A 25,486-nucleotide genomic window follows, 5' to 3' on the forward strand; every position below is an offset into this window, starting at 1 on the left:
GGGAGACGACATGCGGCCGTTTGGTATCGTGGGCTTGCAGCTTCAGCTGGCCAAGGGCGACAACACCGCGCGGATCGCCGCCGAGGTCGCGGCCGTGAAGGCGCGCATGCCATGGGTGGAGATGGTCGTGCTGGGCGAACTGGCGCTGTTTGGCGCCTCGACGGCTGACGCCCAGCCGATGCCCGGCGACGCCGAAGCGAAGATGTGCGAGGCGGCCCGGGCGGCGGGGGTCTGGCTGATACCCGGCACCCTGTTCGAACGGGACGGCGAGCGCATCTACAACACCGCCCCGATCATCGATCCAAATGGTCGCGTGGTGGATCGCTACCGCAAGATTTTTCCGTTCCACCCCTATGAGCAGGGCGTCTCCAGCGGCGATCGCTTCGTGGTGTTCGATGTCCCCGGCGTCGGGCGGTTCGGTCTGTCGATCTGCTACGATATGTGGTTCCCGGAAACCATCCGGACCCTGGCCTGGATGGGGGCCGAGGTGATCCTTCATCCGGGCATGACCAACACCGTCGACCGCGAGGCGGAGCTCGCCATCTCCCGCGCCAGCGCGGCGACCAACCAGGTGTATTTCGTCGATATCAATGTCGCCGGACCGCTGGGCGTGGGACGGTCTGGCGTGTTCGGCCCCGGCGGCGAGGTGATCCACCAGGCCGCCTCCGGCCACGAGGTGATCGCCATTGAACTCGACCTGGACCAGGTGACCCGGGTTCGCGAGCGCGGCTGGCACGGTCTCGGACAGCCGCTGAAGAGTCTGCGGGACACGCCGATCGTGTTCCCGCCCTACGCAAAGGGTTTCCCGGCCTCGCCGGCGTTCGCCGGACTGGGGCCGTTGGAAAAGCCGCAGGTTGAACGGACGAAGAAACCGTAACCCAGGGGCAGGATCCAGGACGCGGCCCTGGCGCGCCGAATGCGCCAGACAGAAAAAGCACAGCAGAGTCTGTGTTCAAGGAGGGGGTTTCAGGATGAACAAGTCACACCTTAGGGGCGCCGCGTCGATGGGCTCCCTGCTACTGGCCCTGGCCGCCCACGGCGGCGCCATGGCCCAGGAGAGTCAGCAGTCGCAGCTGGACGACGTCGTGGTCACGGCCACGCGGCGCGCGCAGAGCGTGCTCGACGTGCCGTACAATATCTCTGCCGTGTCAGGCGAGGCGATCGAGGACGCCAAGATGACCGACGCCGCCGAGCTGATGCGCGGCATTCCAGGCGTGTCTGTGGTCGATCGCGGCTACCGCAATTCCGGTGTGATCAACAACGTCCTGATGCGCGGCATCAACGTCGACAGCAATGCGCTGGGCGACTACGCCGTCTCCAGCGTCGCGCCGGTCTCGACCTATATCAACGACACGCCGGTGTTCGCCGGCTTCCTGCTCAAGGACCTGGAACGCGTCGAGATTCTGCGCGGGCCGCAGGGCACCCTGTACGGCTCCGGGTCGCTCGGCGGCACCGTCCGCTACATCACCCGCGCGCCGAAGCTCGGCGTCTTCGAGGGCGCGGCCAACCTGACCGGCAGCAATGTCAACGGCTCCGAAAGCATCGGCTGGGGCGCAGACCTGACCCTGAACGTGCCGCTGGGCGACACGCTCGCCTTCCGCGCGACGGTCACGCGGCTCGATTACCCGGGCCTCACCGACTACGTGAACCTCTATGTGCTCGACAGTACGGGCGCGCCGTCCGCGCCCGGCGGAATTCTGTCGCCGGACGCCGCCTACCGCAGCCAGGAAGACGCCGATACGGTCGACATCTGGTTCGGCCGGGCGGCCCTGCGCTGGGTTCCCAATGAGTGGTTCGACGCGACAGCCACCTACGCCCGGCAGTCGGACGAGATCGGTGGGCGGCGCCAGGTGACCCGCGGCGTCGACGGTTTCGGCAACGCCTACGGCGACTACGAAAACGGCTCGGTCCAGCTGGAGCCGTCCTCCCGGGACGTGAGCCTGGGCAGCCTGGAAATGAACGTCGACCTCGGCTTCGCCACCTTGACCTCCTCGACCTCGCACTACGAGCACGAGGGCAGCAGCGTCAGCGAGAACACCGGCTTCTACGCCAAGGCCGGCTTCCTCAGCTTCTATTATAATTATCCGCGTCCGATGGCCTCGGCCGAGCGCGCCTATTCGGACGAAGCGACCATCCAGGAACTCCGGCTGGTCTCCCGGACCGGCGGCGATTTCGACTATGTGGTCGGGGCCTTCTATAACGACAACACCCTGATCGTGACGCAGGACAGCTATCTGCGCGGGTTCAAGCGCTGGTGGGATCTCCTGACCGGCTTCCCGTCGGCCGTGTCAGGGGATCGGGACTTCATCTATCGCCGCCACGAAGAGTTCACCGACAAGGCGGTCTTCGGCGAGCTGACCTGGCACGCCACCGACACCCTCGCCCTGACTGGCGGCGTCCGCTGGTTCGAGAACGAGGCGGTCAACAACACCTTCATCGACGTGCCGCTCTACACGTCCCTGAGCCAGCCGGTGACGGCGACGTTCCGCTCGTCCGAGAGCAAGGCGCTGTTCAAGGGCAACCTGTCCTGGGCCTTCAGCGACGACGGACTGTTCTATGCGACGGTGTCCGAAGGCTACCGCCGCGGCGGCTCCAACGCCGTGCCGCTGTCCGGCAATTTCGCCGAGGATCCGCGCTGGCAGGTCTACACCTCGGACTCGGTGGTCAACTACGAGGCCGGCGTCAAAGGCCGGCTCGGCTCCATCACCTATGACGCCGCGCTGTTCTACGTCGACTGGGAGGACATCCAGCTCAATACGGCCACGCCCGCCTGGGGCTTCTACGTGGTCCAGAACGGCGGCACGGCCCGGACCTACGGGCTCGAGACCGCCATCGACGGGCGGCCGACCGACGCCCTGCACTACAGCCTCGGCTACACCTATACCAACGCCCGGCTGAGCGAGAACGTGGTCAGTCCGCTTGGCACGATCCTCGCCCTGGACGGCGCGAGCCTTCCGGGCACGCCCGAGCACGCGATCACCGCGGCGGCGGACTACACCTGGCAGCTGGGCGGCGACGTCAATCTGGTCGCCCGGACCAGCGGCTACTACCAGTCGGGCACCCGCAACGCGATCGGGGGGCCGACCTTCAACACCCCGCTCGCGGGCTTCCAGATCTGGAACGTCTCGGCGACCCTGGCGCGCGGGCCGTGGGCCGCGACCCTGTTCGTCAAGAACATCTTCAAAGAAGAGGGCGTGACCGGCGAGTTCACCGAGGCCTACATGGGCACGGCGCCCGCGGCGGGCTACTACGGCAACGGATCGAAGGAATTCATCTCGCTGCCGCGGACCATCGGCCTGTCGCTCGACTACAGCTTCTAGGATGGACATGGCCAGCCTGGCGGCGGAAGACGATGCAATGGCGGCGCTGGGCGGGATCTCCCCGCTCATTCGTGACGGCCGCATCGGCGATGCCCTGTCCAGGCTGGTCGTGATCGAGGCGGGGGCGGGCGACGACGCCCGCCTGCTGCAGCACCTGGGCGAGCACTATACCCACTGCGGAAAGCCGGACGCCGCCGCCCGCTGCTACCGGCGCGCGGTCGCCTTGGCCCCTGACGATCCCGGCTGCCTCTACAATCTCTCCGCGGCGCTGATCGCGCTTGGACAGATCGTCGAGGCCGAGGCGCTGCTGGATCGGGTCATCGCCCTGGCTCCGCACGACGCCGATGCCTGGCAGAACCGCTCGACGCTTCGTCGCCAGACCCCGGAAGCCAACCATGTTCCCGGCCTGCTGAAGGCTGTGGAACAGGTCCGGTCCGGGCCCGCCGAGGTCGCGCTCTGCTACGCCCTCGCCAAGGAACTGGAGGATCTGGGCGACCCGGATCACAGCTTCGCCTGGCTCAAGCGCGGCGCCGACCGGCGGCGCAGCCTGCTCAGCTACCGCGTCGAGGCGGATGTTGCGGCCATGGCGGAGATCGCCCGGGTGTTCGACACCGCCCTGTTCGACCACCCGCCGGCTGGTTGCCCGGAGACCGGTCCCGTCTTCGTGATGGGCCTGCCGCGCAGCGGCACCACCCTCGTAGATCGCATCATCAGCTCGCACAGCGATGTGGAGAGCCTGGGCGAGATCAATGATTTCGCGCTCGCCCTGACGCGGCTGGCGGGGGCCGCGGGCGGCAAGGGCGACCTGATCCGCCGATCCGCCGATCTCGATCCGGCCGCGCTGGGCCGGGCCTATCTGGACAGCGTCGCCGGCTATGGCCGGACCCGGCCGATGTTCATCGACAAGACGCCGGCGAATTTTCTCTACATCGGCCTGATCACCCGGGCCCTGCCCAACGCCCGGATCATTCATCTGCGTCGTCATCCGCTCGACAGCGGCTATGCGCTGTACAAGACGCTGTTTCGCATGGGTTGCCCCTATTCCTATGATCTGGAGGATCTGGCGGCCTATATGCTGGCGCATCGTCGCCTGATGGACCACTGGCGCGCGGTGGCGCCGGGCCGGATTCTGGACGTCGACTACGAGGCGCTGGTCGCCGATCAGGAAACCGTCAGTCGACGGATCATCGACCATTGCGGCCTCGACTGGCAGGACGCCTGCCTGACCTTCCACGAAAACACCGCGCCGGCCGCCACCGCCAGCGCGGCCCAGGTTCGCCAGCCGATCCATGCCCGATCCGTCGGCCTGTGGCGGCGGTACGCCGGCCAGCTTGAGCCTCTCGCCGTGGCGCTGAGAGCGGGCGGCGTCGATCCGATGGAGTTGGTCTGATGCGCAGTATCTGGCCGGGGGGCGTCGTCCTGACGACGGCCCTGACCCTCGCGACCTCCGCCCTGTCGGCGCCGATCTTCGTCGACGATTTCCAGGACGGCCAGGCGGACGGATGGGGCGCGGCCGGCGTCGGCGATGTGCGCCTGTCGACCTGGCAGGGCAATGTGGCGCTCCGGCTGACCGGCGGGGCCACCGCCACGACGTCCGTCTCGACTGCCGGATACGGGCAGGTGACGATCGCCGCCTCGCTGGCGGCCCTGTCGCTGAGCCGGAACGATGCCTGCGTCGCGGAAGTCTCCACGGATCTGGGCGCGACCTGGCGTGAGGTCGTCTCGGTCCGCGCCGGCGCCGACGACGGCGTCACCCTGCACAGAGGAGAAACCGCGCCGACAGGCGCCGACGACAATCCTCGCCTGATGCTGCGTTTCAGGGCCGCCGGCGGCCGCGACGCCACCTGCTGGGGCGACGGCGTCACGGTCACCGGCCAGCCTCTCGTGGCTGCGACCGCCGCCTCGGCGGCGAGAACCGACCTGACCTTCGATACCCTGATGCCGGGGTCCGGTTTCGCCGCCCCCGTCGACCTGTCCGCCTTCGCCCCGCCGCCCGCCGCCGGGGCGCCGTCCGGGCGGCTCGAGGGACGGCTGATCCTGGACGTTTCCGGCGTCTCGCTGAACCTCACGGTGCTGAAGGACGACACCGCCGACACGGCCGCCGCCCGCGCCGCGCGGGCCACCCTGCCGGCCTTTGATTTCGCCTTCGTCCAGGAGGGGGCCGCCCTGATCCCGCTGCAGCGCGGACCCGTGGCCGCGACGCATTCCGAATGGGAGTGGGTGCTGGAACCCGGCCGGGTCTGGCGCGAGGAGGGCGACCACGGCTGGCTGCGGGCCGCCGTGCCGTTCGCCCTGGCGGAGCGCAACGCCAACTGTCTGCACAACGGGGTGCTGACCTTCCTGCTTCAGCCCGACGGCGCGGTGTCGCGGGTCGCCCTGGAAGTCGCCTCCGAGACCTGCGCCTATCTGAAGTTCGACGCCTGGGGCATGGCCCCCGCGCGCTTCGTCCCGGGGCCCGTGGCGGGGAGCGAGGCGGCGGCGACCGCCTGGCGCGAGGAGGTTGCGGCGCGTCTGCCGGTGCGGCCCGTCGCGGACCTCGCCGGCCTGTATCCGGGCGTCGACCTCGGGCGGCTTGATCTGATGACCCCGGCCGACGGCGATCCGGCTTCGGCCTGGGGTCTGGTCGTGGACGGCGTCCACTATGCCGGCCCCTGCCGGACCCGCCACGGGGACTATCCGTTCTGCGAGGTTCTGGCCCTGCCGTCCTATTCCACCGCCAAGTCGATCGTCGGCGGCGTCGGGCTGATGCGGCTGGAAGCGATGTATCCGGGAACCGCCGCCGACCTCATCCGCGATCACGTGCCGGCCTGCGCGCGCGGCGAGGCCTGGGCCGGGGTGACGCTGGGCCATGCGGCCGACATGGCCACGGGAATCTACGGATCGACCGTCTTCGAGGCGGACGAGAACGCGCCTTCCATCCAGGCCTTCTTCGAGGCCCCCGATCACGCCGCCAAGGTCGCCTACGCCTGCGGCGAATACCGGCGGCGAACCGGGCCGGGGCGCACCTTCGTCTATCACACGACCGACACCTATCTGCTGGGCGTCGCCATGGCCGATATCCTCGAGGACCGGACAGGGGGCGATCTCTACGACGATCTGGTCGCGCCGCTGTGGCGGTCGCTGAGCCTCAGCCCGACCATCCTGGAGACGCGCCGGACCGCCGACGCGGTGCGCCAGCCGTTCACCGGCTGGGGCCTGATCTATCACAGCGACGATATCGTCCGCGTCGCGGGGTGGCTCGACGACGGGGCGCCGGTGGACGGACGTCCGGCGCTGGACGCGGCCATGCTCAAGGCGGCCCTGCAGCGCGATCCGGCCCCGGCCGGCCTTCCCGGCGGCGGCCCCGACTACCGCTACAAGACCGGCTTCTGGGCCCGCAATCTGGCCGGGCCGCTCGGCTGCGACCAGCCGCTCTGGACGCCCTTCATGTCCGGATATGGCGGCATCTCGGTGGTCATGCTGCCGGGTGAAATGACCTTCTACTATTTCGGCGACAGCGGGATCTTCGACTGGTCCCCGGCCGCGGTCGAAGCCGCGAAGATCAGGGGACTGTGCCGATGACCGACGATGTTCTGGCCGCCGCGCCGCCGCGCCGCCGCCTGCCGCACATCCCCGAGGACAGCCTGCTGGCCAGCGTCCTGTTGTCCTTCCTGGCCACCGCCGGACTGTTCTATGTGAACATCATGGCCGCGCTGGTCGACGGCCTGATCAGCGGCGCCGGTCTGACGCCGAAGCAGGCGGGCCTGGTCGCCTCGGCCAATGTCTATGGCGCGGCGCTGGGCGCGCTGATCGCCGTCCTGATCATCCGCCGCCTGCCCTGGCGACCGACGGCCCTTTCGGTGTTGTGCGGTCTGATCGTCGTCGATCTGATCTCAACCCTGATCAAGGCGCCGGAGGCGTTGATCGGGTTGCGGTTCTTCCACGGCATGATCGGCGGCCTGCTCGTCGGGGTGGCTTTCGCGGTCATCGCGCGGACGAAGACCCCGGATCGCACCTTCGGCATGCTGCTGGTGGTCCAGTTCGGACTGGGCGGGCTCGGCCTGATGTTCCTGCCCAGGCTGGTGCCGGTCTTCGGTCATGGCGTGCTGTTCCTGGCGCTGGCCGCGTTCAGCGCCGTGACCCTGGCCATGACGCCGTTCCTGGGCGTCTATGCGCCCCGGCCGGCGCCTTCGCCGCTCGCCGCCAGGGCGGTGACCCGCTGGGTCCCGCTGATCCTCGCCTTTGCCGCGATCTTCCTGTTCCAGGCCGCCAACATGGGTCTGGCCGCCTACATCATCGGGCTGGGCAAGGCCGCGGGTCTGGGGCTCGGATTGATCACCGGCACCCTCGGCGCGGCCAACTGGATCGGCGCCCTCGGCTCCATGCTGGTGGTGGCGATCGGGGTCAGGTTCGGCCGCTTCTGGCCGCTGATGGCGGGACTGGCCCTGACCTTGGGCGGGACCTGGGCGTTCCATTTCAGCGGCCTGCCGTGGATTTTCCTGATCGCCAACATCGGGACGGCCGTCACCTGGGCCTTCGTCATCCCCTATCTGCTCGGCATGTGCGCCGCCTTCGACACGGTTGGCCAGATGGCGGCGCTGGGCGGCTTCTTCTCCAAGATGGGCCTGGCGTCCGGCCCTGCCCTGGCCGCTTTCGTCGTCGCCGGCGGGCGGTACGACGGCCTGATCAATCTGGCCGTGGCCGGCTTGTTGCTCAGCGGCCTGGCCTCGATCGCCCCGGCCCTGGCGCTGGACCGACAGCGTCCACCGGCCTGATTCCCACCCTCAACGCGGTCCGCAACGACCGCCCCTTGTCCTTCGCCTATCGGAGCTGATGCCCATGTCCACCAATGCTGACCTGCACGCCCGTCGCCTGGCCGCCGTGCCGCGCGGAGTCGCCACCGCCACCCAGATCTTCGCCGCCCGCGCCGAGAACGCCGAGCTGTGGGATGTCGAGGGCCGCCGCTATGTCGATTTCGCCGGCGGCATCGCCGTCCTCAACACCGGCCACCGCCATCCCCGGGTGCTGGAGGCCGTGCGGGCGCAGTTGGAAGCCTACACCCACACCGCCTTCCAGGTGGTCGCCTATGAACCCTATGTCGAACTGGCCGAGCGGCTGAATGCGCTGGCCCCGTTCGACGGACCGGCCAAGACCATCTTCTTCACCACCGGCGCCGAGGCGGTGGAGAACGCCGTGAAGATGGCCCGCGCCGCCACCGGCCGTTCCGCGGTCATCGCCTTCACCGGCGGCTTCCACGGCCGGACCCTGCTGACCATGGCCATGACCGGCAAGGTGGCGCCGTACAAGCGGCTGTTCGGCCCGCTGCCCGGCGAGGTGTTCCACGCCCCGTTCCCGGTTCCGCAGTATGGCGTCACCGTCGAGGACAGCCTGCGGGCGCTGGACTTCCTGTTCCGGGCCGATGTCGAGCCGGAACGGGTGGCGGCGATCATCATCGAACCGGTGCAGGGCGAGGGGGGCTTCCAGCCGGCCCCGCCCGAACTGCTGCGGGCGCTGCGCGAGATCTGCGACCGGACCGGCATCCTGCTGATCTCGGACGAGGTGCAGGCCGGCTTCGCCCGCACCGGCAAGATGTTCGGCATCGAGCACAGCGGGGTGCAGCCGGACATGATCACCGTAGCCAAGTCGCTGGCCGGCGGCTTCCCCCTGTCCGGGGTCATCGGCCGGGCGGCGATCATGGATGCGGCCGAGCCCGGCGGGCTGGGCGGCACCTATGCCGGCCCGCCGATCGCCTGCGCCGCCGCCCTGGCGGTGCTGGATGTGATCGCGGACGAGAAGCTGATGGCCCGGGCCGACGCCCAGGGCGAGCGGATCAAGGGCCGGCTGCAGGCCATGAGCCGGCGCAACGATCTGGTTCCCGTCACCGCCATTCGCGGTCCCGGCGCGATGGTCGGCTTCGACATCGTCCGGACGCACGGCGGCGGCGAGCCCGACGGCGCCGAGGCCAAGGCGGTGACCGTGCGCGCGCTGGAGAAGGGACTCATCCTCCTGTCCTGCGGCGTCTACGGCGAGACCATTCGCCTGTTGGCGCCCTTGACGACGCCCGACGCCATCCTCGACGAAGGGCTGGATATCCTGGAAGCCTCGCTGGAGCGTCTGTCTTGAGCCATCCGCATGATCCGGCCGAGCGCGCGCGTCTGGCCCTCAAACGCCCCGACCTGCTGCGCGAGGCGGCCTGGATCAACGGCGCCTGGGTGACCGGCGAGACGCTGATCGAGGTGACCAACCCGGCCACCGGCAAGGTGCTGGGCGTCGTCCCGGCGCTCGGCGAGGCGGAGACGCAGGACGCGGTGGCCGCCGCCGCCGCGGCCTTCCCGGCCTGGGCCGCGCGCTCGGCCCGGGAGCGGTCGCTGATCCTGCGCCGCTGGTACGAGCTGGTCATGGCCCACCGCGACGACCTCGCCCGGCTGATGACGGCCGAACAGGGCAAGCCGCTGGCCGAGGCCCAGGGCGAGGTGGCCTACGCCGCCGGCTTCATCGAGTGGTTCGGGGAAGAGGCACGTCGGGCCTATGGCGAGGTGATCCCCGGCCATCTGGCCGACAAGCGGATCGTGGTGCTCAAACAGCCGGTGGGGGTCGTCGCCGCGGTGACGCCGTGGAATTTCCCCGCCGCGATGATCACGCGCAAGGTCGCCCCGGCCCTGGCCGCCGGCTGCACCGTGGTGCTCAAGCCGTCGGAGCTTACGCCCTTTTCGGCCCTGGCCCTGGCGGTGCTGGGCGAGGAGGCGGGGCTGCCGGCCGGGGTGTTCAACATCGTCACCGGTCCGCCGGCGCCGATCGGAGCCGTGCTGACCACCGATGCGCGGGTCGCCAAATTCACCTTCACCGGCTCGACCCCGGTGGGCAAGATGCTGGCCGCCGCCTGCATGGGCACGGTCAAGCGGGTGTCGCTGGAGCTGGGCGGCAATGCGCCCTTCATCGTCTTCGACGACGCCGATCTCGACGCGGCCGTGGAGGGGGCGATCGCCTCGAAATTCCGCAACACCGGCCAGACCTGCGTCTGCGCCAACCGGCTGCTGGTCCAGTCGGGCATCCATGACGCCTTCGCCGCCCGGCTGGTGGCGCGGGTCGAGGCCCTGCGGGTCGGCGACGGGCTGGACGGTCCGACCGATCAGGGGCCGCTGATCAACGCCGCCGCCGTGGCCAAGGTGGAGGCGCACATCGCCGACGCCCTGGCCGGCGGGGCGGCCGTCATGACCGGCGGCGCGCGGCGCGGCGATCAGGGGACCTGGTTCGAGCCGACGGTGCTGTGCGATGTGGCGCCGGCGGCCTTGCTGAACCGGGAAGAGACCTTCGGGCCGGTCGCGGGCCTGGTGCGGTTCGAGACCGAGGCCGAGGTCCTGGCCATGGCCAATGACACCCGTGCAGGTCTGGCCTCCTACGTCTTCACCCGTGACCTCGACCGGGCCTGGCGGATGGGCGAGGGACTGCAGTACGGCATGGTCGGCCTGAACACCGGCCTGATCTCCACCGAGGTGGCCCCGTTCGGCGGGATCAAGGAATCGGGCCTCGGCCGCGAGGGTTCGCACTTCGGTCTGGATGAATATCTGGAGCTGAAGATGATGTGCCTGGGCCTGAGGCCGACCCAGCTTCAGGACTCATAGGATCTGAGCCACAGCCGGGGTGGTGCGAGCAGGACGGCGGCGCGGCAATGTGCGGGTAATCCCTGAATACGGGACCCGGCAGCTACCCGGGAAGTGCGTGGCGGTGCTGTCAGGCAAACGCTAAAAGGTCTCCGCTGAGTGGCTTGGAATAGTCGCTGAAGGCAGGGGACAAGCGGAGGATGCGGCGGGGCAGCGCTATTGAACCGCAGCCTTCTCTAACCGCCGGGTGACAGAAGAACCCCGGGATTCATGCGCCAGGACGGGTCAATGGCCGACTTGATCCGCCCGAACAGATCCAGCTCGACGGCGTCGACGACGCGATGGAACTCGTCACGCTTGTAGGTCCCGACCCCGTGTTCCGCGCTGATCGAACCACCCAAGGCAAGCGCGATGTCGTGCACGCGCGCCATGACCTCCGGAGCGTGTTTGAGGAAGGACGGCGGTTCATCGCCGGATGGCTGGATCACCGTGAAGTGGATGTTGCCATCTCCGATATGGCCGAACGACAGCGGCCGGCAGCCAGGCACGATTGTCCGCGCTACAGTGGAAGCTCGATCTATGAACTCGGGGACCGCCCCCAGCGGTACGGAAACGTCATGCTTGATGGACGCGCCCGCGCGCCGCTGCCCGTCGACGACGCCTTCGCGCAGGCGCCAGAGCTGGCTGCGTTGGCCTTCATTTTCGGCGAGCACAGCGTCGAGCGCGGCGCCCTTCGAAAGGGCCTGACCGATACCGGTCTCGAAGGCCGCCCGGAGGGAGCCCTGGTCCGCAGCTGTCGCGGCTTCGATCAGTACGTACCAAGGGAAGTCGCCCGGCAAAGGGTCCTGGGCGTCGAGAATGGCGGAAAGCGCGAGCTCCATTCCGATCCCCTCGATGAGTTCGCACGCCACGACGGCGTCGCCACAGGCCCCACGGACCTCGTTCAGAAGCGTCATGGCGGACGCCGGATCCGGCGTCGCGACAAGCGCGGTTTCGATCTGGCGCCAGGCGGGCGTCAGGCGCATCACCGCCGCCGTCACCACGCCAAGACCGCCCTCGGCGCCGATGAAGAGCTGCTTCAGATCGTAGCCCATGTTGTGCTTGCGCAGGGCGCGCAGCCCGTTCCAGATCGAACCGTCCGGAAGGACTACCTCGAGGCCCATCACATTTTCGCGGCAGTTGCCGTAACGAAGGGCCCGGATGCCGCCGGCGTTGGTCGAGATGACCCCGCCGAGGGTGCAGCTTCCTTCCGCGCCCAAGCCCAGCGGAATGGCGAACCCCGCCTCGCGCGCCGCGGCCTGCAGGTCGGCGAGGACGCACCCCGCCTCGGCCGTGATCGAGGGCGTGAAGGCGTCCATAGAACGGACGGCGGTCATGCGATCCAGGGAGAGCAGCAGGCATCTCTGCCGGCTTCTGGGGACCGACGCGCCGGTCAGCCCCGTATTGCCGCCCTGCGGAGTCACCGCGAGATCGTGCTCACAGGCCACCCGCAACAGCGAGGAGACTTCAGCCGTGGATGCGGGGCGGGCCACAGCGATCGCATCGCCCGTTTCCTTGCCCGTCCAGTCGGACAGGTAGGGAGCCATGGCGTCGGCGGCGTCCAGAAGGGCACCGGGGCTCACGCAGGCCGCGAGGGCTGCGAGCGAATCCGTGGTTGAATATTTCATCGTCACCTCATGACTCCGCCGCCGTCCACGACCAGCGTCTGGCCGGTCACGAACCCGCTCTCGTCGCCGGCGAAGAATGCGACCGCGCCCAGCAGATCCCGGGGCTCCTGATCGCGTGGGATGGCGCGCGCGGAGCGGGCCCGGGCCGACTGGACCTCGAGACCTTCCGCCCGGTGCAGGCGCACGCCGGAACTCAATGTGAAACCGGGCGCCACCGCGTTCACGGTGATTCCGTCGACGCCGACCTCGCGCGCCAATGCGGAGGTCATCGCCGTCACCGCCCCCTTGCTGGTGACGTAGTGAAGCATCGACGGAGGCGTCGAGAAGGCGGTCGCGGAGGTGATGTTGACGATGCGCCCGCGCCGTTGCGCTCGCATCGGAGCCAGGACGGCACGGCTGAACAGCCAGGTTCCCGTGACATTGACGTCCATGACTCGACGCCACTCCTGCGGATCGATAGCGTCGGCGGCGCCGCGGGTCAGGGTGGTGAACAGGCCGGCATTGTTCACCAGCACATCGATCCGACCGAAGCGCCTCAATGACTCCTGCACCGCGGCGTCGACGGCGGCCTGGTCCGCCACATCGGCCCGAATGCACAGGGCTTCGCCGTCCGCCCCACGAATGCGCTGGATCGCTTCGTCTGGCCAGGCGATGTCGCAAGCGGCGATCCTGTATCCGCGAGCGGCGAGATCGATCGCGATCTCCAGTCCGATGCCTGACGCGGCTCCAGTGACCACGGCGACCGGGCTGGCGGCCTTTCGGCCGGCGTCAGAGGCGTTCACGCGGCCGGACTCGGCTCTAACCCGACCGCCTTCATCGAGACCGTCGGGTCAGCCAGCCGACCAGGGTCGATCGGTGTGCGCCGGCCGATCAGCTGTTTGCCGGCGATGAACTCCGGCGGGGCGTTGGCGGCCTCGACACAGACGATGCGATCGCCGCACAGGTGGAAGACCGCGAAGCGGCCGCTGTCGGTGTCGCCGCGAACGACCATGCGGTCGCCTTCGAACGGCAGGCCGGCGATCTGCAGCTTGATGTCGTACTGGTCGGACCAGAACCACGGGACTTCGGGCGGGGGCGGGGTCTTGCCGGTTATGGCGAAGGCGGCCTGACGGGCCTGCTCCAGCGCGTTCGGAACGCTCTCCAGCCGGAAGTGAAGGGCGTGGGCGGGGATGGGCCGGAAGGCCACGTCGCCGATGGCGTAGATGGACGGGTCCGAGGTCCGGCAGGCTTCGTCGACCACGACGCCGCCGGAGCCGCCGGCTTCGCAGGTCAGGCCGGCGTCGCGGGCGAGCGCGTCGTTCGCCAGGGCGCCGACACCGACCAGGATGACGTCGGCCTCGACCAGCTCGCCATCGGCCAGGCGCACGCCGCCATCTTCGAAACCCGTCGCCTCGACGCCGACCCGCACGTCCACGCCTTCGGCGCGATGGCGGGCGGTGAAGAAGGCCGACAGCGGTTCCGACGCCACACGCTGGAGGACGCGATCCATGCGCTCCAGGATGACCACCTCGGCGCCGAGGGCGCGTGCGGAGGCGGCGGCCTCAAGCCCGACATGGCCGCCGCCGACGACGACCAGTCTGCGGCCCGGGCCCAGACTGGCCTTCAGCCGTTCGGCGTGGGCGATGGTGCGCAGCTCAAGGAGTTCCGGCCGGTCCGCTCCCGCGATCGGCAGGCGACGGGCCGTCGAGCCAGTGGCGATGATCAGGACATCGTAGGGTTCGACCGATCCATCGTCGAAGGTCACGACGCGGGCCCCGGCGTCCAGCGAGGTCGCGCGAACGCCTGTGCGCAGTTCGATCGTGTGTTCGGGATAGAAGGTCTCGGGGCGAAGGAGGAGGGCGTCGAGATCGGCCTCGCCCTTGAGCCAGGCCTTGGAGAGCGGGGGGCGTTGGTAAGGCGCAACCGGCTCCTCGCCGGCCAGCACGATCCGTCCTTCGAATCCGGAACTGCGCAGGAACGCCGCCGCCGAACCGCCCGCATGACCCGCGCCGAGGATGAGCACCTTCATCGGCGGTTCCTATTCCGCGTCCGGTTGGCGATCCGGCCGGGCGTCGATGAAGGCGGGCAGGGCGGCGCAGGCGGCGTCGGCCCGCTCCAGCGACGGCCAGCGCATCTCGACCCCAAACCGTCTCGCGTTGCCGATCTGAGGGGCAAGGCAGACGTCCGCCAGGGTCGGACGGTCGCCAAAGGCGAACGGGCCGGCACGGTGCGCGATGAGGGCCTCAAGGGCGTCGAAGCCGCCCTCGATCACCGTGCGCGCCCAGGCCTGGACCTCATCTTCCGACTGATCGGACGCGGCCAGGGCTTTGAGCACCTTGAGATTCTGAAGCGGATGGATGTCGCAGGCGATAACCTGAGCGAAGGCGCGAACCTGAGCGCGTTGCACGGGATCGGCCGGGAGGAGGGGCGGCTCAGGATGCCGCTCATCCAGATATTCGCATATCGCCAGCGACTGGGTCAGGACCGAGCCGTCGTCGAGGGCGAGGCTGGGCAGGAGCCCCTGCGGATTGACGGCGAGATACTCCGGCCGGCGATGTTCGCCTTTCCGCAGGTGATGGTAGCGCCTGTCCGCCGTCAGCCCTTTCAGGTTCAGGGCGATCCGAACGCGCCACGCCGCTGAAGAACGGAAATAGCCGTGCAGGAGCATCGTGATGTCCTCAGGCCGCGGGCGGGCCGATGGTGACGGTCAGCTCGCCCAGCCCGGCGATCGCGCCAACCAGCACATCGCCCTGCACGACCGCGCCGACGCCGGCGGGGGTGCCGGTGTAGATCAGGTCACCCGGCTCCAGCCGGTAGAAGCGGGACACATGGGCGATCACCTCGGGCACCGACCAGATCAGTTCGGACAGGTCGCCGGTCTGTTTGCGGTCGCCGTTCACGGTCAGGGTGATGGCGCCCTTGGAGGCGTCGATCCCGGCTGCCGGATGGATCGGGCCGAGGGGCTTGGACTGTTCGACGTTCTTGCCGGTATCCCACGGCCGGCCGGCGTCGCGGGCGACCAGCTGGAGATCGCGGCGGGTCATGTCGAGACCGACGGCATAGCCGTAGACCAGGCTCATCGCGTCGTCAGTCGAGACCTCGCGACCTGACCTGCCGATCGCGACCACCAGTTCGATCTCGTAGTGGTAGTTGGCCGTTTCTTGCGGATAGGCGATGACGCTGCCATCCGGGACGACGGTCTCGGCCCAGGCGGTGAAGAAGAAGGGCGGTTCGCGGTCCGGGTCCCTGCCCATTTCGCGCGCGTGGGCGGCGTAGTTGCGGCCGATGCAGAAGATGCGGCGGACCGGAAACGCCTTGCCGTCCGTGGTCGGGGCGAGAACGGGCGGCTGGGGTTCGAAGGTGAGGGTCACGCGTTTTCTTCCCTGAAGAGGTTCAGTTTTTCCTGGCAGGCCCGGTCCGAGTAGCCGAACAAAACCAGGGTCTCTTCGGCCTCGAAGCGCAGACTGGTCCACGACGGCACGACGACCACGTCGCGCGACGCGAGCGACATCGGCTGGTCGTCGAGCCAGGCCCGGCCGGACCCCTCGACGACGACATAGATCGTGGCGTCGGTCGAACGGCGGGTCTTTGTCGCGAAGCCCTTTGGCAACAGCCGGACGTGGGCCGAAATCGTGGGCATGATCGAGCCGCCGTCGGCGGGGTTCAGGAACTCGAGGGCATGGCCCAGGTGCGGATCGGGTTCGGCCGCGCTCGCTAGCCGGTCAAGCGCAGGCCGCCATTCCGCGTAGGGATAGTGGAACAGGGGCTGATGCGCGGGGCGACGATCGGCGGCGCTACCGCGAAGGGGGCGCAGATTGTGGCCGTATCGGCTGGATGTGTCGCCGGGCGGGACAGTCTCGGGATGCTGATCCGCGCCGAGCTTCTCGGAGAAGCTGGCGTCGAAATGGCTGACGGTTGGAATGTCGAGGCCGTCCAGCCAGATCATCGGACCGTCGGTCGGATTGCCGTGATCGTGCCACTGACCGCCTGGCGTCAGGACTAGGTCGAAGGGCCGCATGACGGCTTTTTCGCCGTCGATGGCCGTATAGGCGCCTTCGCCCTCCATGACGAAACGCAGCGCGCACTGGGTGTGGCGATGGCAGGGCGCGACCTCGCCCGGCAGGATGAGCTGGAGCCCGGCGTAGAGGCTGGTGGTGATCCGCGAGGCGCCGGGCAGGCCGGGGTTCTCAAGGATCAGCACGCGGCGTTCGGCCTGGGCCGCGCTGATCAGGTCGCCGGCGCGCATCAGATAGCCGCGCGCGTCGTCGTAGCGCCAACGGTGCGCGACGACCGCCGAGGTCGGCTCAGGCGTCACAAGCGAGCTGAGCACTTCCCACAGCGGCGTCAGGCTGGCCGGGCGCATTTCGTCGTAGAGCGCCTGGAGCTGGCTGGACTGTTCGTTGCTGAGGACGGCGTGCGACATGATCCGATCCGGTCAGATTTCGATGACGATGCGGTCGTCAATCGCCTTCACCCCGCCGATGCCCATGGCGTCGCAATAGGCGTCCCAGACCTGGGCCGGCTGTCCCGCCTGGAACATGAAGCGCTCCAGGTGTTTGCTCATCACAGGGTGCGCCCGATAGGTGTCGAGAGAAACTCCTTCGATCAGCAGGTCGCGCTCGGCGATCGGCAGGGATACGAAGGCGGCGACCTCGGGGTCGCGAATGACGCCCTTGGGGTCCTCGCCGTTTTCCACCGCGTCCATGTCGGTCATCAGCTGTTTGCGCAGCATCTGGATGCCGCGGTCGCTCAGGCCCAGCTTTTCCTTGGTGCGGTCGGCGACGACGCCCTGACCGACCCAGGCGATGAAGTCCTGGTTGATCACATGGGTGCTGATCCAGCGGCCGGTTTCAGGGTCCTTGATCGGGCCGTGCCAGGTCGGGATGGTTTCCTGCACATAGGGCTCGGCGTCGTTCGGAACCCGCGTATAGACCCACGAGATGCTGAGCGTGTTCTCATCGTCGATCGGCACGCGCCATTCGAAGTGATCGCCCAGGAAGAAGCAGTTGGGCAGCAGGCAGACGCGACCCACGGTCCACATCGAATGGTCCTCGGGCAAATCCTCGCGCTGGCGGCGGTAGATCAGTCCGTATTCGAACTCGTCGAACGCGACCTGCAGGTGTTTCGGACCCAGCTCGGCCATGGCGTCCGTCTGGCGCCGCGACCAGTTGGTGTGCATCCACTCGAAGTGGACCGGATCGATCGAGTTCTCCTGGCATTGCAGCCAGTTGCAGGGGATTTCGGAGATGATGATCTGGGTGAAGCCATTGGCCCAGGTGAAGGGCTCCCAGTTCGGCAGCTCAGGGGCCGGCAGGGGCCCCATATAGGTCCACAGCATGCCGGCGTGTTCGCGCACCGGATAGGCGGTGATCCGCACCTTGTCCTTGTACTTGGCGCGGGCGGCGACGGTGTCCTCGTAGGGCATTTCCACGCACTGGCCGGTCTCGTTGTAGGCCCAGCCGTGATAGTTGCAGCGCAGGCCGCACTTCTCCACGAAGCCGTACGACAGGTCGGCGCGGCGGTGGGCGCAGGCGCGCTGGACGAGGCCGTATTGTCCGGACAGGTCGCGATAAAGGACCAGGTCCTCGCCCATCAGGCGGATCGCCTTGATGCGGGTCTTGTCGTCGAACTCGGTGGCGCCGGCGATGGGAGTCCAGTGCCGGCGCAGCACGGCGCCCATGCGCGTGCCGGGGCCGACCCTGGTAAGCATTTCGTTGGTTTCAGCGTCCAAAGCCAGGCTCCCTGTTACTTGGCAGCAGCCAGATCAACGGTGAATCCGGCCACGCGCTTGTAGTTCTCCGACAACAGGCGGAGTTCGTCATGTGTGATGTAGTCGTCCAGGTTCTCGAAGGGTCGGTCGCCCGTCAGTTCCTCAACGCGCAGATTGATGATGTCGGGCGGAGCCGTACGGTTCGTCTGTACGATCCGGGCGGTGGGTTCCAGCCTCGCGGCCTCATAGGCGATGAGCGCCTGTTGAGGATCGCCGCCGGCGGCCAGGAGGTCGGCCAAGGTCCGCGCGTCGATAAGGCCTTGGGCGGAACCGTTCGAGCCCCGGGGATACATAGGGTGGGCGGCGTCGCCGGCCAGGGTCACGCGGCCGAAGGTCCATCGCTCGAGCGGATCCTTGTCCACCATCGGATACTCCAGCAGCGTGTCGGCGCTGCGGATCAGGTCGCCGACGTCCAGCCAGTCGAACCGCCAGCCCTCGTAAGTCGGCAGGAAGTCTTCCAGGCGGCCGCCCCGGTTCCAGTCGTTCATCGTCGAGGTCGGCCGTTCGATCTCGGCGACCCAGTTGATCAGTTGATTGCCTTCGCCGTCGACGTCGTCGGTGATGGGATAGATCACGATCTTCCCGGTCCGGATCGAACCGATCCGGAAATAGGTGCGCCCGTCCAGGATGGGCTTGCGGCGCGTCACGCCCCGCCAGGTGTTTATGCCCGTGAAGACGACCTTGTCGTCGGGATAGAAGACCTTGCGGGTCGCCGAGTTGACCCCGTCGCAACCGATCGCGATGTCAGCCCGAGCCGGCGGCAATGCGGAACCGGTGGACGTCTCCGTGAACTGCAGGGTCACACCGGCGTCGTCCTGGCTCAGGCCGGCAAGCGTCCTGTCCGTGAGGACGCGGTCCTGGCCGAGGCGGGCAAGCGCTTCCCGGTACAGCACCGAATGCAGCTTGCCGCGGTTGATCGCGACCTCGGGCAGGTCGTACCCGGCTGCGACGCCGCGAGGCTCGCTGTAAAGCTTTTGACCGAAGCGATTGTAGAACTCGCTGGTGCGGGTTTCGACGCCGCTGGACCGGATGGCGTCCTGCAGACCCAGGGCGGCGATCTCGCGCATGGCGTGGGGCAACAGGGTGATGCCGACCCCGATCTCGCGGACTTGGCGCGCGGCCTCGAAGACCCGGCTTTCAATACCGCGCTGATGCAGACCGATGGCCAGCGCCAGCCCCGCGATTCCGCCGCCGATAATCGCGATCTCCACGTCGCCTCCTTCACCGCTTTGATCCGGCTCCACTCGATGTGGGACGGCGTCCAGTCATCAGAGGTCATACCAATGGAAAGACGTCTGTTCAATTGCCCTTTCAAAAAAATGCGGCCGCCCGGAATCCGCCCCATGAAGGGTTCTCATTTTATGGTGCTAGAATCCTCGCGTTATCAGCAATTTTGTGTGCCGGAGCTGCATATGAGCCTCCGCCGAAAATCGGACTAGCCCTCGAAGTTCGCGGAATGTAATACGTCTGATTAGTCGCTGAATCTGACGTGAAGTCGAAAGTCGCATCGTTCGTCGCGTATCAACGGGAAACCCAGCCATGTCCCCATCGGCAGAAACCATCACCGAAGCGCGCCGGCTCGGAACCGCGACGTTGCACGAGGCCGCGGGGCGCATTGGCGCGCTCCCCTCCGTGATCAAGCCGGTTGATCCGGCCATGACACTGGCGGGACCTGCCTTCACCGTGCACTGCCCGGCGCTGTCCAACCTGCAGATCCACCACGCGCTCTACCACGCGCAACCGGGAGACATCCTGGTGGTCCATGTCAGCGGAGGCGTGGAAGCGGGCTATTGGGGCGACATCCTGAACGAGGCGGCTCTGGCGCGGGGCTTGGGCGGCCTGGTGATCGACGGCGGCGTTCGAGACAGCGCGGGCCTGACGAAGATGGCCTTCCCGGTCTTTTCCAATGGCATCTGCATCCGCGGCACGGGCAAGGACTATGACGCCACGGCATGGCTGCAACAGCCGGTGCGGATGGGTGAGGTGCTGATCCAGCCCGGCGACCTGATCGTCGGCGACCGGGACGGCGTCTTCGCCCTGTCCATGGCGCGGGCTGAGGAGGTGGTCGAAGCCGGACAGCGACGTGAAGCGGACGAGACCGCCAAGATCGCGGCCATTCGGCGAGGAGAGCGGACCCTGGATCTTTATGGTTTTGCGAAGGGAGCGCCGACGGAGATCGCCGCGGGCCTGCCGTTCACGGGGCGCACACGCTGATCGGGGTCGGCGTCAGTCGTCGTCGAGGACGATGGGCGCGCGGGTCACGCCGTTGAAGCGGTCCACGAACTTCCCCAGCAGGCGCAGGAACTCCGCTCCTTCTTCCGGCGTGAAGGCCGACAGCGCGCGCTCCTGAGCGGTCCGCGCGGCGTGACGCAGGTTCTCCAGCTTCCTCTCGCCCTTGCCGGTCAGGACGATGACCTTGCGGCGACGGTCGGCGCGGTCCTCGACTCTCACGATCAGGCCTTCGCTTTCGAGGCGCTTGACCACGAGGCCGGTGGTCGACCGGTCCAGCCCGACCTTCTTCGACAGGCCGATCTGGTCCAGGTCCTCGCAGCACCGGAGGATCACCAGGACGCCGTACTGGGTCGTCGTGACGTTGAACTCGGCGCTCTCTTCCATGAACAGCGAGACGCTGATCTGGTGCGCCCGGCGCAGCAGGAAGCCGGGGCGTTTGTAGAGTGCGTCGACGCTGTTGATGTCGGATGCGCTTGTCGCGGAACGTGCAGGCAAGTCGGAGCCCCGGTTTCTCGAACTCGCGCCAGATAGACGCTTCGATTCAAGGCGATCAGTACACTGCGTCTGTGACACTGTCGAATGCGGCGAGGCGGCGCGGGGACGGCCTTCAGGGTTCGACATGGACGATCTCCGTCGGCCCCAGGGCTCTCTGGCGGGCCCCTCTGAACAGATTGACAAGGGAGAAGCCGGCCGAGGTCAGGGCGAGACCCGCCGCGGCGAAGGCGGGCGTCGGCCCGGCTCCGAACGCGGTGGCGAGGAGGGCCGAAGCCATCGCCGCGCCCAGCGCCTGTCCGACGAAACGCGTGGCCGAGACGAGCGCGCCTGCGGACGCCGCCCGATCGCGGGGAGCCGCGCCGATGATCAGGTGGGCGGTGGGGGCCATGAACAGGCCGAAGCCGACGCCGCCCAGCGCCATCGGGATCGCCAGAACGGCGACGCCGCTGTCAGGAGAAAGGATGCCGGCGGTCGCCAGTCCGGTCGCCGCCAGGATCATCCCGATCGCGCCGGGCAGGCCCCTGGGCGCGCGATCGGCCAACAGACCCGCGACAGGTGCGGCGATCATCATCGCCAAGGGCCAGACCGCCAGCACGAGCCCGATCTCGGCCGGCTGAAGGCCTGCGGTCTGCAGGCGGAAGGGCAGGGCCACCATGAAGGCCACCGAGGCCGAGAAGGCGAACAGCGCCGCCGCGGCGGGCAGGGCGAAGGTCGCGCGCGCCAGAAGATCCACCGGCAGTATGGGACGCGCCGATCGCATCTCGCGCCGCACGAAAATGATGGCGACGGGAATTCCCACGGCGACCAGGGCCGCGCCGATCGGGCCGTCGCCGTGCAGCAGCAGGCTGAGACCGCTCATCAGCAGGCCGAACATCAAGGCGCAGAGGAGGGCGCCGGCTGCATCGAACCGGTCGCTGTGCGCCTTGGGGTCGGGAAGAACCTGGCCCAGGGCCAGCGAGAGCAGGGCGAAGGGGGTGGCGGCCGCGAACACCCAGCGCCACGACCCCGCGCCGAGAATCAGCCCGCCGAGGCTGGGGGCCGCCGCGGCCGCCACGGCGATGACCAGGCTGTTGAACGCCATACCTCGCCCGAGCCTGGCCGAGGGATAGGTCGCACGCAGGAGCGCGGAGCTGACGCTCAGGGCCGCCGCGACGCCCAGCGCCTGAAGGCAACGCGTGGCCAGAAGCATGGGCAGATTGGTCGCCAGCGCGCTGCCCAGGCTGGCGATCAGGAAGACCAGCTGTCCCGACTGATACATGCGCCGATGCCCGACCCGATCCCCCAGGGCGGAGAAGGGCAGCAGCGCCATCAGCATGGCGACCTGGTAGACCGTGACGACCACCACGGCGCTGGCGGAGGAGATGCTCAGCGCGCGCGCGATCGTGGGCAGGGCGACCGTGGCGATCGCGTTGTCGACGACCAGCATACCGGTGCCCAGCGACAAGGCCAGGACGGCGACGTGCCGTCGCGGCGCCGTCAGGCCCACATGCGTCTCAGCCGTCACTCGGATATGATGTTCAGCAGAACCTGTCGCCGATCCTCGCGGACCATGCGGATGGCGCGTCGGATCGCGTCGGGAACGGCGGCCGGATCCTCGATGCGTTCGCCGTAGCCGCCGGACGCTTCGACGTACTTCTCGAAGTCGGGGATGGGGCGCAGATCGCTGAGCGGAGCCGGTTTGGGTCCGCGCGCCGCATGGCCTTCGGGGAAGACGCCGATGGTCGAGGATTGCACCGCGCCCCAGCGGGCGTTGTTGCAGATGATCGTCAGCAGGGGCGTCTCATGCATCGCGATGGCCTGGTGGCAGGCCGCGGGATTGCAGAACAGATATGCGCCGTCGCCCATGGTGCAGACGACCGGCCGGTCGGGGGCGGCGAGGGCGGCGCCGATGGCGGCGGGCATGCCCCAGCCAAGGCCTGCCGCCGGAGAGTGCATGTAGAAGCTGCCGGCCGTTTTCGCGTCGAATATCTCGCGGTCGACCCAGTACTCGTTCACGACGATCGCGTCGGCGGGAAGCGCCTCGTTGAGGCAGAGGTTCAGCCAGTCCTTGTTCATTCGCGGGGTGTCGGCCAGCGGGGCGAGACGTTTGCGCCGACGCTCCCGCCGACCTTCGGCAAGCGTGGCGATCTTCGCCGCCCGGTCAGAGAGGCGTTTTTCCTCCACGATCTCGGCTAGGGCCTCGGTCAGCGGTCCCAACAACTGGCCGGCGGAGCTCGTGACCCACAGCTCGCCGCGGAAGGACCGCAGCGGATAGTCGAGGAACAGCGGATCGACGCCCACATGGACGATCCGGGTCTCCGCCCGGGGCTCCCGCGTTTCCGGCAGCCAGGGCACCTCAGTCTCCAGACAGATCAGCAGATCGGCCTCGCCGAGATACGGATGCACCGACTGGCCGAGGTGATAGGGATGATCGGACGAGGCGCAGACATACCGGGACTTGGCCTCCACGATGCCGATGCCGAATCGTTCGCAGAGCTCGCCTAGCGGCGCGACGGTTTCCGGGTCGCGACCCGAGGCAGACGTCACCAGCAGTGGGCATTTGGCGGCGTCGATCATCTCCGCTAGCTTCCGGATTGCTTCGGGATCCGGAGCGGCGCGGCTGGTCGGAGCCAGCGGCTTGGCCTCGACGGTGTGGGGTTCGGACTGCGCCGACAGCACCTCGCGCGGGAGGGTCAGATAGACCGGTCCGGCGGGCGCGGCCTGGGCGGTCATCAGTCCGCGATCAAGGACGTCCTCGAGGTTCAGGCCTGAACGCAGTTCGTAGTCCCACTTGACCAGTTCGCGCAGCATACCGGCCTGGTCGTACATTTCCTGCGCCCAGTGGATCGCGCCGCTGCGGGCGCCCAAGGGACCCTTCTCGTAGAGAGGCGTGCGGCCGGCCATGAACAGCATGGGTATTTCGTCGCGCTTGGCGTTCATCACGCCGCAGACGGCGTTGGCGGCCCCCACGCTGACGTGAACCATGACCGCCTGCGTCCGACCCGTGATCATGGTGTAGCCATGGGCCATGCCGACGACGAGATTCTCGTGCGTGCCAATGATCGGCGCCGGGAAGTCGAGGTGGGAGAGCGACTGGCGAGCGTAGGCCTCAGCGATCGGGGCCGCGTCCGTGCCACTGTTGATGAAGAGGTAGTCGACGCCCTTCTGTTTCAGCAGCGCCAGGAAGGTTTCCGCGACGGCTTCGGATTGCGGCAGAACTTGCGTGTCGCGCCGTTCCTTGGACTGTACGGGCATGTTGGCCTCCCGGGCTGTATCGAGTTTCGCCCTATATGATAAGACGTCTGCCTGGTTGCCAAGGAAAAACTGCCGCCGCACCCGATTGTGAAGCGAGAAAGCCTTGCAAGCTCCGGTTCAGGCTGGATATACAGACGTCTGCGCAATCACGTCGTGATGGGTGCTAAGCTTACGAAGAGCGGGTGCGGAGACAACAATGATCATCGATTGCCATGGCCACGTCAGCGCTCCCGCGGAACTGTGGGCCTACAAGGCGTCGGTGCTGTCGCATCGGGGCTCCCATGGTCGAGGCGGCGTCCGCGTCTCCGACGATGACATCCGTCGCGCCGTCAACAAGGTCGAAATGGCGCCCTGCGGCCACCTCGACATGCTGGAGCGCCATGGCACCGACCTGCAGCTGATTTCCCCGCGTCCCTTCCAGATGATGTCCAGCTTCGAGCCGGGCCGGGTGGTCCACTGGTTCGTGGAAGAGTGCAACACGATCATCCATCGCCAGACGCAGCTGTTCCCGGACAAGTTCGTCGGCGTCTGCGGGCTGCCCCAGGTGGCGGGCGAGCCGATAGAGAATACCTTCGCGGAACTGGATCGCTGCATCGGCCTGGGCTTCAAAGGCTGCCTGCTGAACCCCGACCCATATGAAAATACGCGGACTGACCAGCCGGGCCTCGGCGATCGCTACTGGTATCCGCTCTACGAGAAGCTCTGCGAACTGGATATTCCAGCGCACATACACGCGACGGGGTCGCGGTCAGACCGGACGCCCTACAGCCTGCACTTCATCAATGAGGAGACGATCGCCGTCTTCAACCTCGTGAACTCCAGCGTGCTGGACGACTTCCCCTCGCTGAAGATCGTGGTCAGCCACGGCGGCGGCGCCATACCCTATCAGCTGGGCCGGTTCGAGGCAGGTTCGATCCATCCGGGATCAAAGCGCCGGTTCTCAGAGGGGATGCGCAAGCTCTACTACGACACAGTGCTCTACACCGAGGGCGCGCTGCGGTTGCTGATCGAGACGGTCGGCGTGGACCGGTGTCTGTTCGGGTCGGAATGCCCGGGCGTAGGCTCCAAGGTCGTGGACGGTCACGACCACACCATGGACCACATCGCACCGACCATCGCGAAGTTCGATTTCCTGAGCGACGCCGACAAGAAGAAGATCTTCGAGGACAACGCCCGCGCCGTCTTCCGGCTGGACCAGTAGGGGGCCCT

The 25,486-nt window shown here is 68.0% G+C and carries 20 protein-coding genes; 9 read left to right on the forward strand and 11 right to left on the reverse strand.

What is annotated here, in order from left to right:
* The first annotated feature begins 10 nt into the window (after positions 1-10).
* The 7 genes from PSV23_RS05305 to PSV23_RS05335 all read left to right on the forward strand — a co-directional run bounded on the left by PSV23_RS05305 (position 11) and on the right by PSV23_RS05335 (position 10,921).
* On the forward strand, positions 11-877 hold the full coding sequence (locus PSV23_RS05305) for a carbon-nitrogen hydrolase family protein (protein WP_300466593.1): 867 nt from the start codon (positions 11-13) through the stop codon (positions 875-877).
* Positions 878-971: 94 nt separating this feature from the next.
* Positions 972-3,320 (forward strand): TonB-dependent receptor, encoded by a 2,349-nt coding sequence (locus PSV23_RS05310; RefSeq protein ID WP_300466595.1) that lies wholly within the window; start codon positions 972-974, stop codon positions 3,318-3,320.
* 7 nt (positions 3,321-3,327) lie between these two features.
* Positions 3,328-4,710, forward strand: coding sequence for a sulfotransferase (locus PSV23_RS05315; protein WP_300466597.1), 1,383 nt, complete (start codon positions 3,328-3,330; stop codon positions 4,708-4,710).
* Positions 4,710-6,881, forward strand: coding sequence for a hypothetical protein (locus PSV23_RS05320; protein ID WP_300466599.1), 2,172 nt, complete (start codon positions 4,710-4,712; stop codon positions 6,879-6,881). Before PSV23_RS05315 ends, PSV23_RS05320 begins: the two co-directional genes overlap by 1 nt.
* Positions 6,878-8,074, forward strand: a complete 1,197-nt coding sequence (locus PSV23_RS05325) for a hypothetical protein (RefSeq protein WP_300466601.1) — start codon at positions 6,878-6,880, stop codon at positions 8,072-8,074. Before PSV23_RS05320 ends, PSV23_RS05325 begins: the two co-directional genes overlap by 4 nt.
* 64 nt (positions 8,075-8,138) lie before the next feature.
* Complete coding sequence (gabT, locus tag PSV23_RS05330; RefSeq protein WP_300466603.1) at positions 8,139-9,422, forward strand: 4-aminobutyrate--2-oxoglutarate transaminase; 1,284 nt, start codon at positions 8,139-8,141, stop codon at positions 9,420-9,422.
* On the forward strand, positions 9,419-10,921 hold the full coding sequence (locus tag PSV23_RS05335) for an NAD-dependent succinate-semialdehyde dehydrogenase (protein WP_300466605.1): 1,503 nt from the start codon (positions 9,419-9,421) through the stop codon (positions 10,919-10,921). The genes gabT and PSV23_RS05335 overlap by 4 nt, the downstream gene beginning before the upstream one ends.
* Positions 10,922-11,136: 215 nt before the next feature.
* Here the strand turns inward: PSV23_RS05335 and PSV23_RS05340 are convergent, their stop codons facing one another.
* The 8 genes from PSV23_RS05340 to PSV23_RS05375 all read right to left on the reverse strand — a co-directional run bounded on the left by PSV23_RS05340 (position 11,137) and on the right by PSV23_RS05375 (position 19,527).
* On the reverse strand, positions 11,137-12,567 hold the full coding sequence (locus PSV23_RS05340; RefSeq protein WP_300466607.1) for an FAD-binding oxidoreductase: 1,431 nt from the start codon (positions 12,565-12,567) through the stop codon (positions 11,137-11,139).
* Positions 12,568-12,569: 2 nt separating this feature from the next.
* Positions 12,570-13,349, reverse strand: a complete 780-nt coding sequence (locus tag PSV23_RS05345) for an SDR family NAD(P)-dependent oxidoreductase (protein ID WP_300466609.1) — start codon at positions 13,347-13,349, stop codon at positions 12,570-12,572.
* Positions 13,346-14,575 (reverse strand): NAD(P)/FAD-dependent oxidoreductase, encoded by a 1,230-nt coding sequence (locus PSV23_RS05350; RefSeq protein WP_300466611.1) that lies wholly within the window; start codon positions 14,573-14,575, stop codon positions 13,346-13,348. The genes PSV23_RS05345 and PSV23_RS05350 overlap by 4 nt, the downstream gene beginning before the upstream one ends.
* A gap of 9 nt (positions 14,576-14,584) precedes the next feature.
* The gene (gene maiA / locus PSV23_RS05355) at positions 14,585-15,214 is read right to left on the reverse strand and encodes a maleylacetoacetate isomerase (RefSeq protein WP_300466613.1); all 630 of its coding nucleotides are present in this window, start codon (positions 15,212-15,214) and stop codon (positions 14,585-14,587) included.
* Between the two features lie 10 nt (positions 15,215-15,224).
* Positions 15,225-15,800 (reverse strand): fumarylacetoacetate hydrolase family protein, encoded by a 576-nt coding sequence (locus PSV23_RS05360; protein ID WP_370461003.1) that lies wholly within the window; start codon positions 15,798-15,800, stop codon positions 15,225-15,227.
* Between the two features lie 113 nt (positions 15,801-15,913).
* Entirely contained in the window at positions 15,914-16,969 is a 1,056-nt protein-coding gene (gene gtdA, locus PSV23_RS05365; RefSeq protein WP_300466617.1) for a gentisate 1,2-dioxygenase, read from the reverse strand.
* 12 nt (positions 16,970-16,981) lie between these two features.
* Positions 16,982-18,256 (reverse strand): aromatic ring-hydroxylating dioxygenase subunit alpha, encoded by a 1,275-nt coding sequence (locus PSV23_RS05370; RefSeq protein WP_300466619.1) that lies wholly within the window; start codon positions 18,254-18,256, stop codon positions 16,982-16,984.
* A 35-nt stretch (positions 18,257-18,291) separates the two neighbouring features.
* Complete coding sequence (locus PSV23_RS05375) at positions 18,292-19,527, reverse strand: flavin-dependent oxidoreductase (protein WP_300466621.1); 1,236 nt, start codon at positions 19,525-19,527, stop codon at positions 18,292-18,294.
* 328 nt (positions 19,528-19,855) lie between these two features.
* On the opposite strand from PSV23_RS05375, the gene PSV23_RS05380 reads away from it, so the two are divergent.
* A complete protein-coding gene (locus PSV23_RS05380; RefSeq protein WP_300466623.1) occupies positions 19,856-20,530 on the forward strand; it encodes a 4-carboxy-4-hydroxy-2-oxoadipate aldolase/oxaloacetate decarboxylase in 675 nt (224 codons plus the stop codon).
* Between the two features lie 12 nt (positions 20,531-20,542).
* Here the strand turns inward: PSV23_RS05380 and PSV23_RS05385 are convergent, their stop codons facing one another.
* The 3 genes from PSV23_RS05385 to PSV23_RS05395 form a co-directional block, all read right to left on the reverse strand.
* Positions 20,543-21,043 carry a MarR family transcriptional regulator gene (locus PSV23_RS05385; protein ID WP_300466625.1) on the reverse strand — a complete coding sequence of 167 codons (501 nt, stop codon included), beginning with the start codon at positions 21,041-21,043 and terminating at the stop codon, positions 20,543-20,545.
* Positions 21,044-21,155: 112 nt separating this feature from the next.
* Positions 21,156-22,529 carry an MFS transporter gene (locus PSV23_RS05390; RefSeq protein WP_300466627.1) on the reverse strand — a complete coding sequence of 458 codons (1,374 nt, stop codon included), beginning with the start codon at positions 22,527-22,529 and terminating at the stop codon, positions 21,156-21,158.
* Between the two features lie 14 nt (positions 22,530-22,543).
* Positions 22,544-24,277: a thiamine pyrophosphate-requiring protein gene (locus PSV23_RS05395; RefSeq protein ID WP_300466629.1), complete on the reverse strand. Its 1,734-nt coding sequence runs from the start codon at positions 24,275-24,277 to the stop codon at positions 22,544-22,546.
* A 196-nt stretch (positions 24,278-24,473) separates the two neighbouring features.
* Between PSV23_RS05395 and PSV23_RS05400 the strand changes: the two genes are divergently transcribed.
* Positions 24,474-25,478, forward strand: coding sequence for an amidohydrolase family protein (locus PSV23_RS05400; RefSeq protein ID WP_300466631.1), 1,005 nt, complete (start codon positions 24,474-24,476; stop codon positions 25,476-25,478).
* The last annotated feature ends 8 nt before the right edge of the window (positions 25,479-25,486 follow it).

It is taken from the genome of Brevundimonas sp. (assembly GCF_029946145.1).
GTDB lineage: Bacteria > Pseudomonadota > Alphaproteobacteria > Caulobacterales > Caulobacteraceae > Brevundimonas.

Bases quoted from the DNA above. Each gene is read 5' to 3' on its own strand.
- PSV23_RS05305 (WP_300466593.1), top strand. From the start codon at position 11: ATGCGGCCGTTTGGTATCGTGGGCTTGCAGCTTCAGCTGGCCAAGGGC.
- PSV23_RS05310 (WP_300466595.1), top strand. From the start codon at position 972: ATGAACAAGTCACACCTTAGGGGCGCCGCGTCGATGGGCTCCCTGCTA.
- PSV23_RS05315 (WP_300466597.1), top strand. From the start codon at position 3,328: ATGGCCAGCCTGGCGGCGGAAGACGATGCAATGGCGGCGCTGGGCGGG.
- PSV23_RS05320 (WP_300466599.1), top strand. From the start codon at position 4,710: ATGCGCAGTATCTGGCCGGGGGGCGTCGTCCTGACGACGGCCCTGACC.
- PSV23_RS05325 (WP_300466601.1), top strand. From the start codon at position 6,878: ATGACCGACGATGTTCTGGCCGCCGCGCCGCCGCGCCGCCGCCTGCCG.
- gabT (WP_300466603.1), top strand. From the start codon at position 8,139: ATGTCCACCAATGCTGACCTGCACGCCCGTCGCCTGGCCGCCGTGCCG.
- PSV23_RS05340 (WP_300466607.1), bottom strand. From the start codon at position 12,567: ATGAAATATTCAACCACGGATTCGCTCGCAGCCCTCGCGGCCTGCGTG.
- PSV23_RS05350 (WP_300466611.1), bottom strand. From the start codon at position 14,575: ATGAAGGTGCTCATCCTCGGCGCGGGTCATGCGGGCGGTTCGGCGGCG.
- maiA (WP_300466613.1), bottom strand. From the start codon at position 15,214: ATGCTCCTGCACGGCTATTTCCGTTCTTCAGCGGCGTGGCGCGTTCGG.
- PSV23_RS05360 (WP_370461003.1), bottom strand. From the start codon at position 15,800: ATGGGCAGGGACCCGGACCGCGAACCGCCCTTCTTCTTCACCGCCTGG.
- gtdA (WP_300466617.1), bottom strand. From the start codon at position 16,969: ATGTCGCACGCCGTCCTCAGCAACGAACAGTCCAGCCAGCTCCAGGCG.
- PSV23_RS05370 (WP_300466619.1), bottom strand. From the start codon at position 18,256: ATGCTTACCAGGGTCGGCCCCGGCACGCGCATGGGCGCCGTGCTGCGC.
- PSV23_RS05380 (WP_300466623.1), top strand. From the start codon at position 19,856: ATGTCCCCATCGGCAGAAACCATCACCGAAGCGCGCCGGCTCGGAACC.
- PSV23_RS05395 (WP_300466629.1), bottom strand. From the start codon at position 24,277: ATGCCCGTACAGTCCAAGGAACGGCGCGACACGCAAGTTCTGCCGCAA.
- PSV23_RS05400 (WP_300466631.1), top strand. From the start codon at position 24,474: ATGATCATCGATTGCCATGGCCACGTCAGCGCTCCCGCGGAACTGTGG.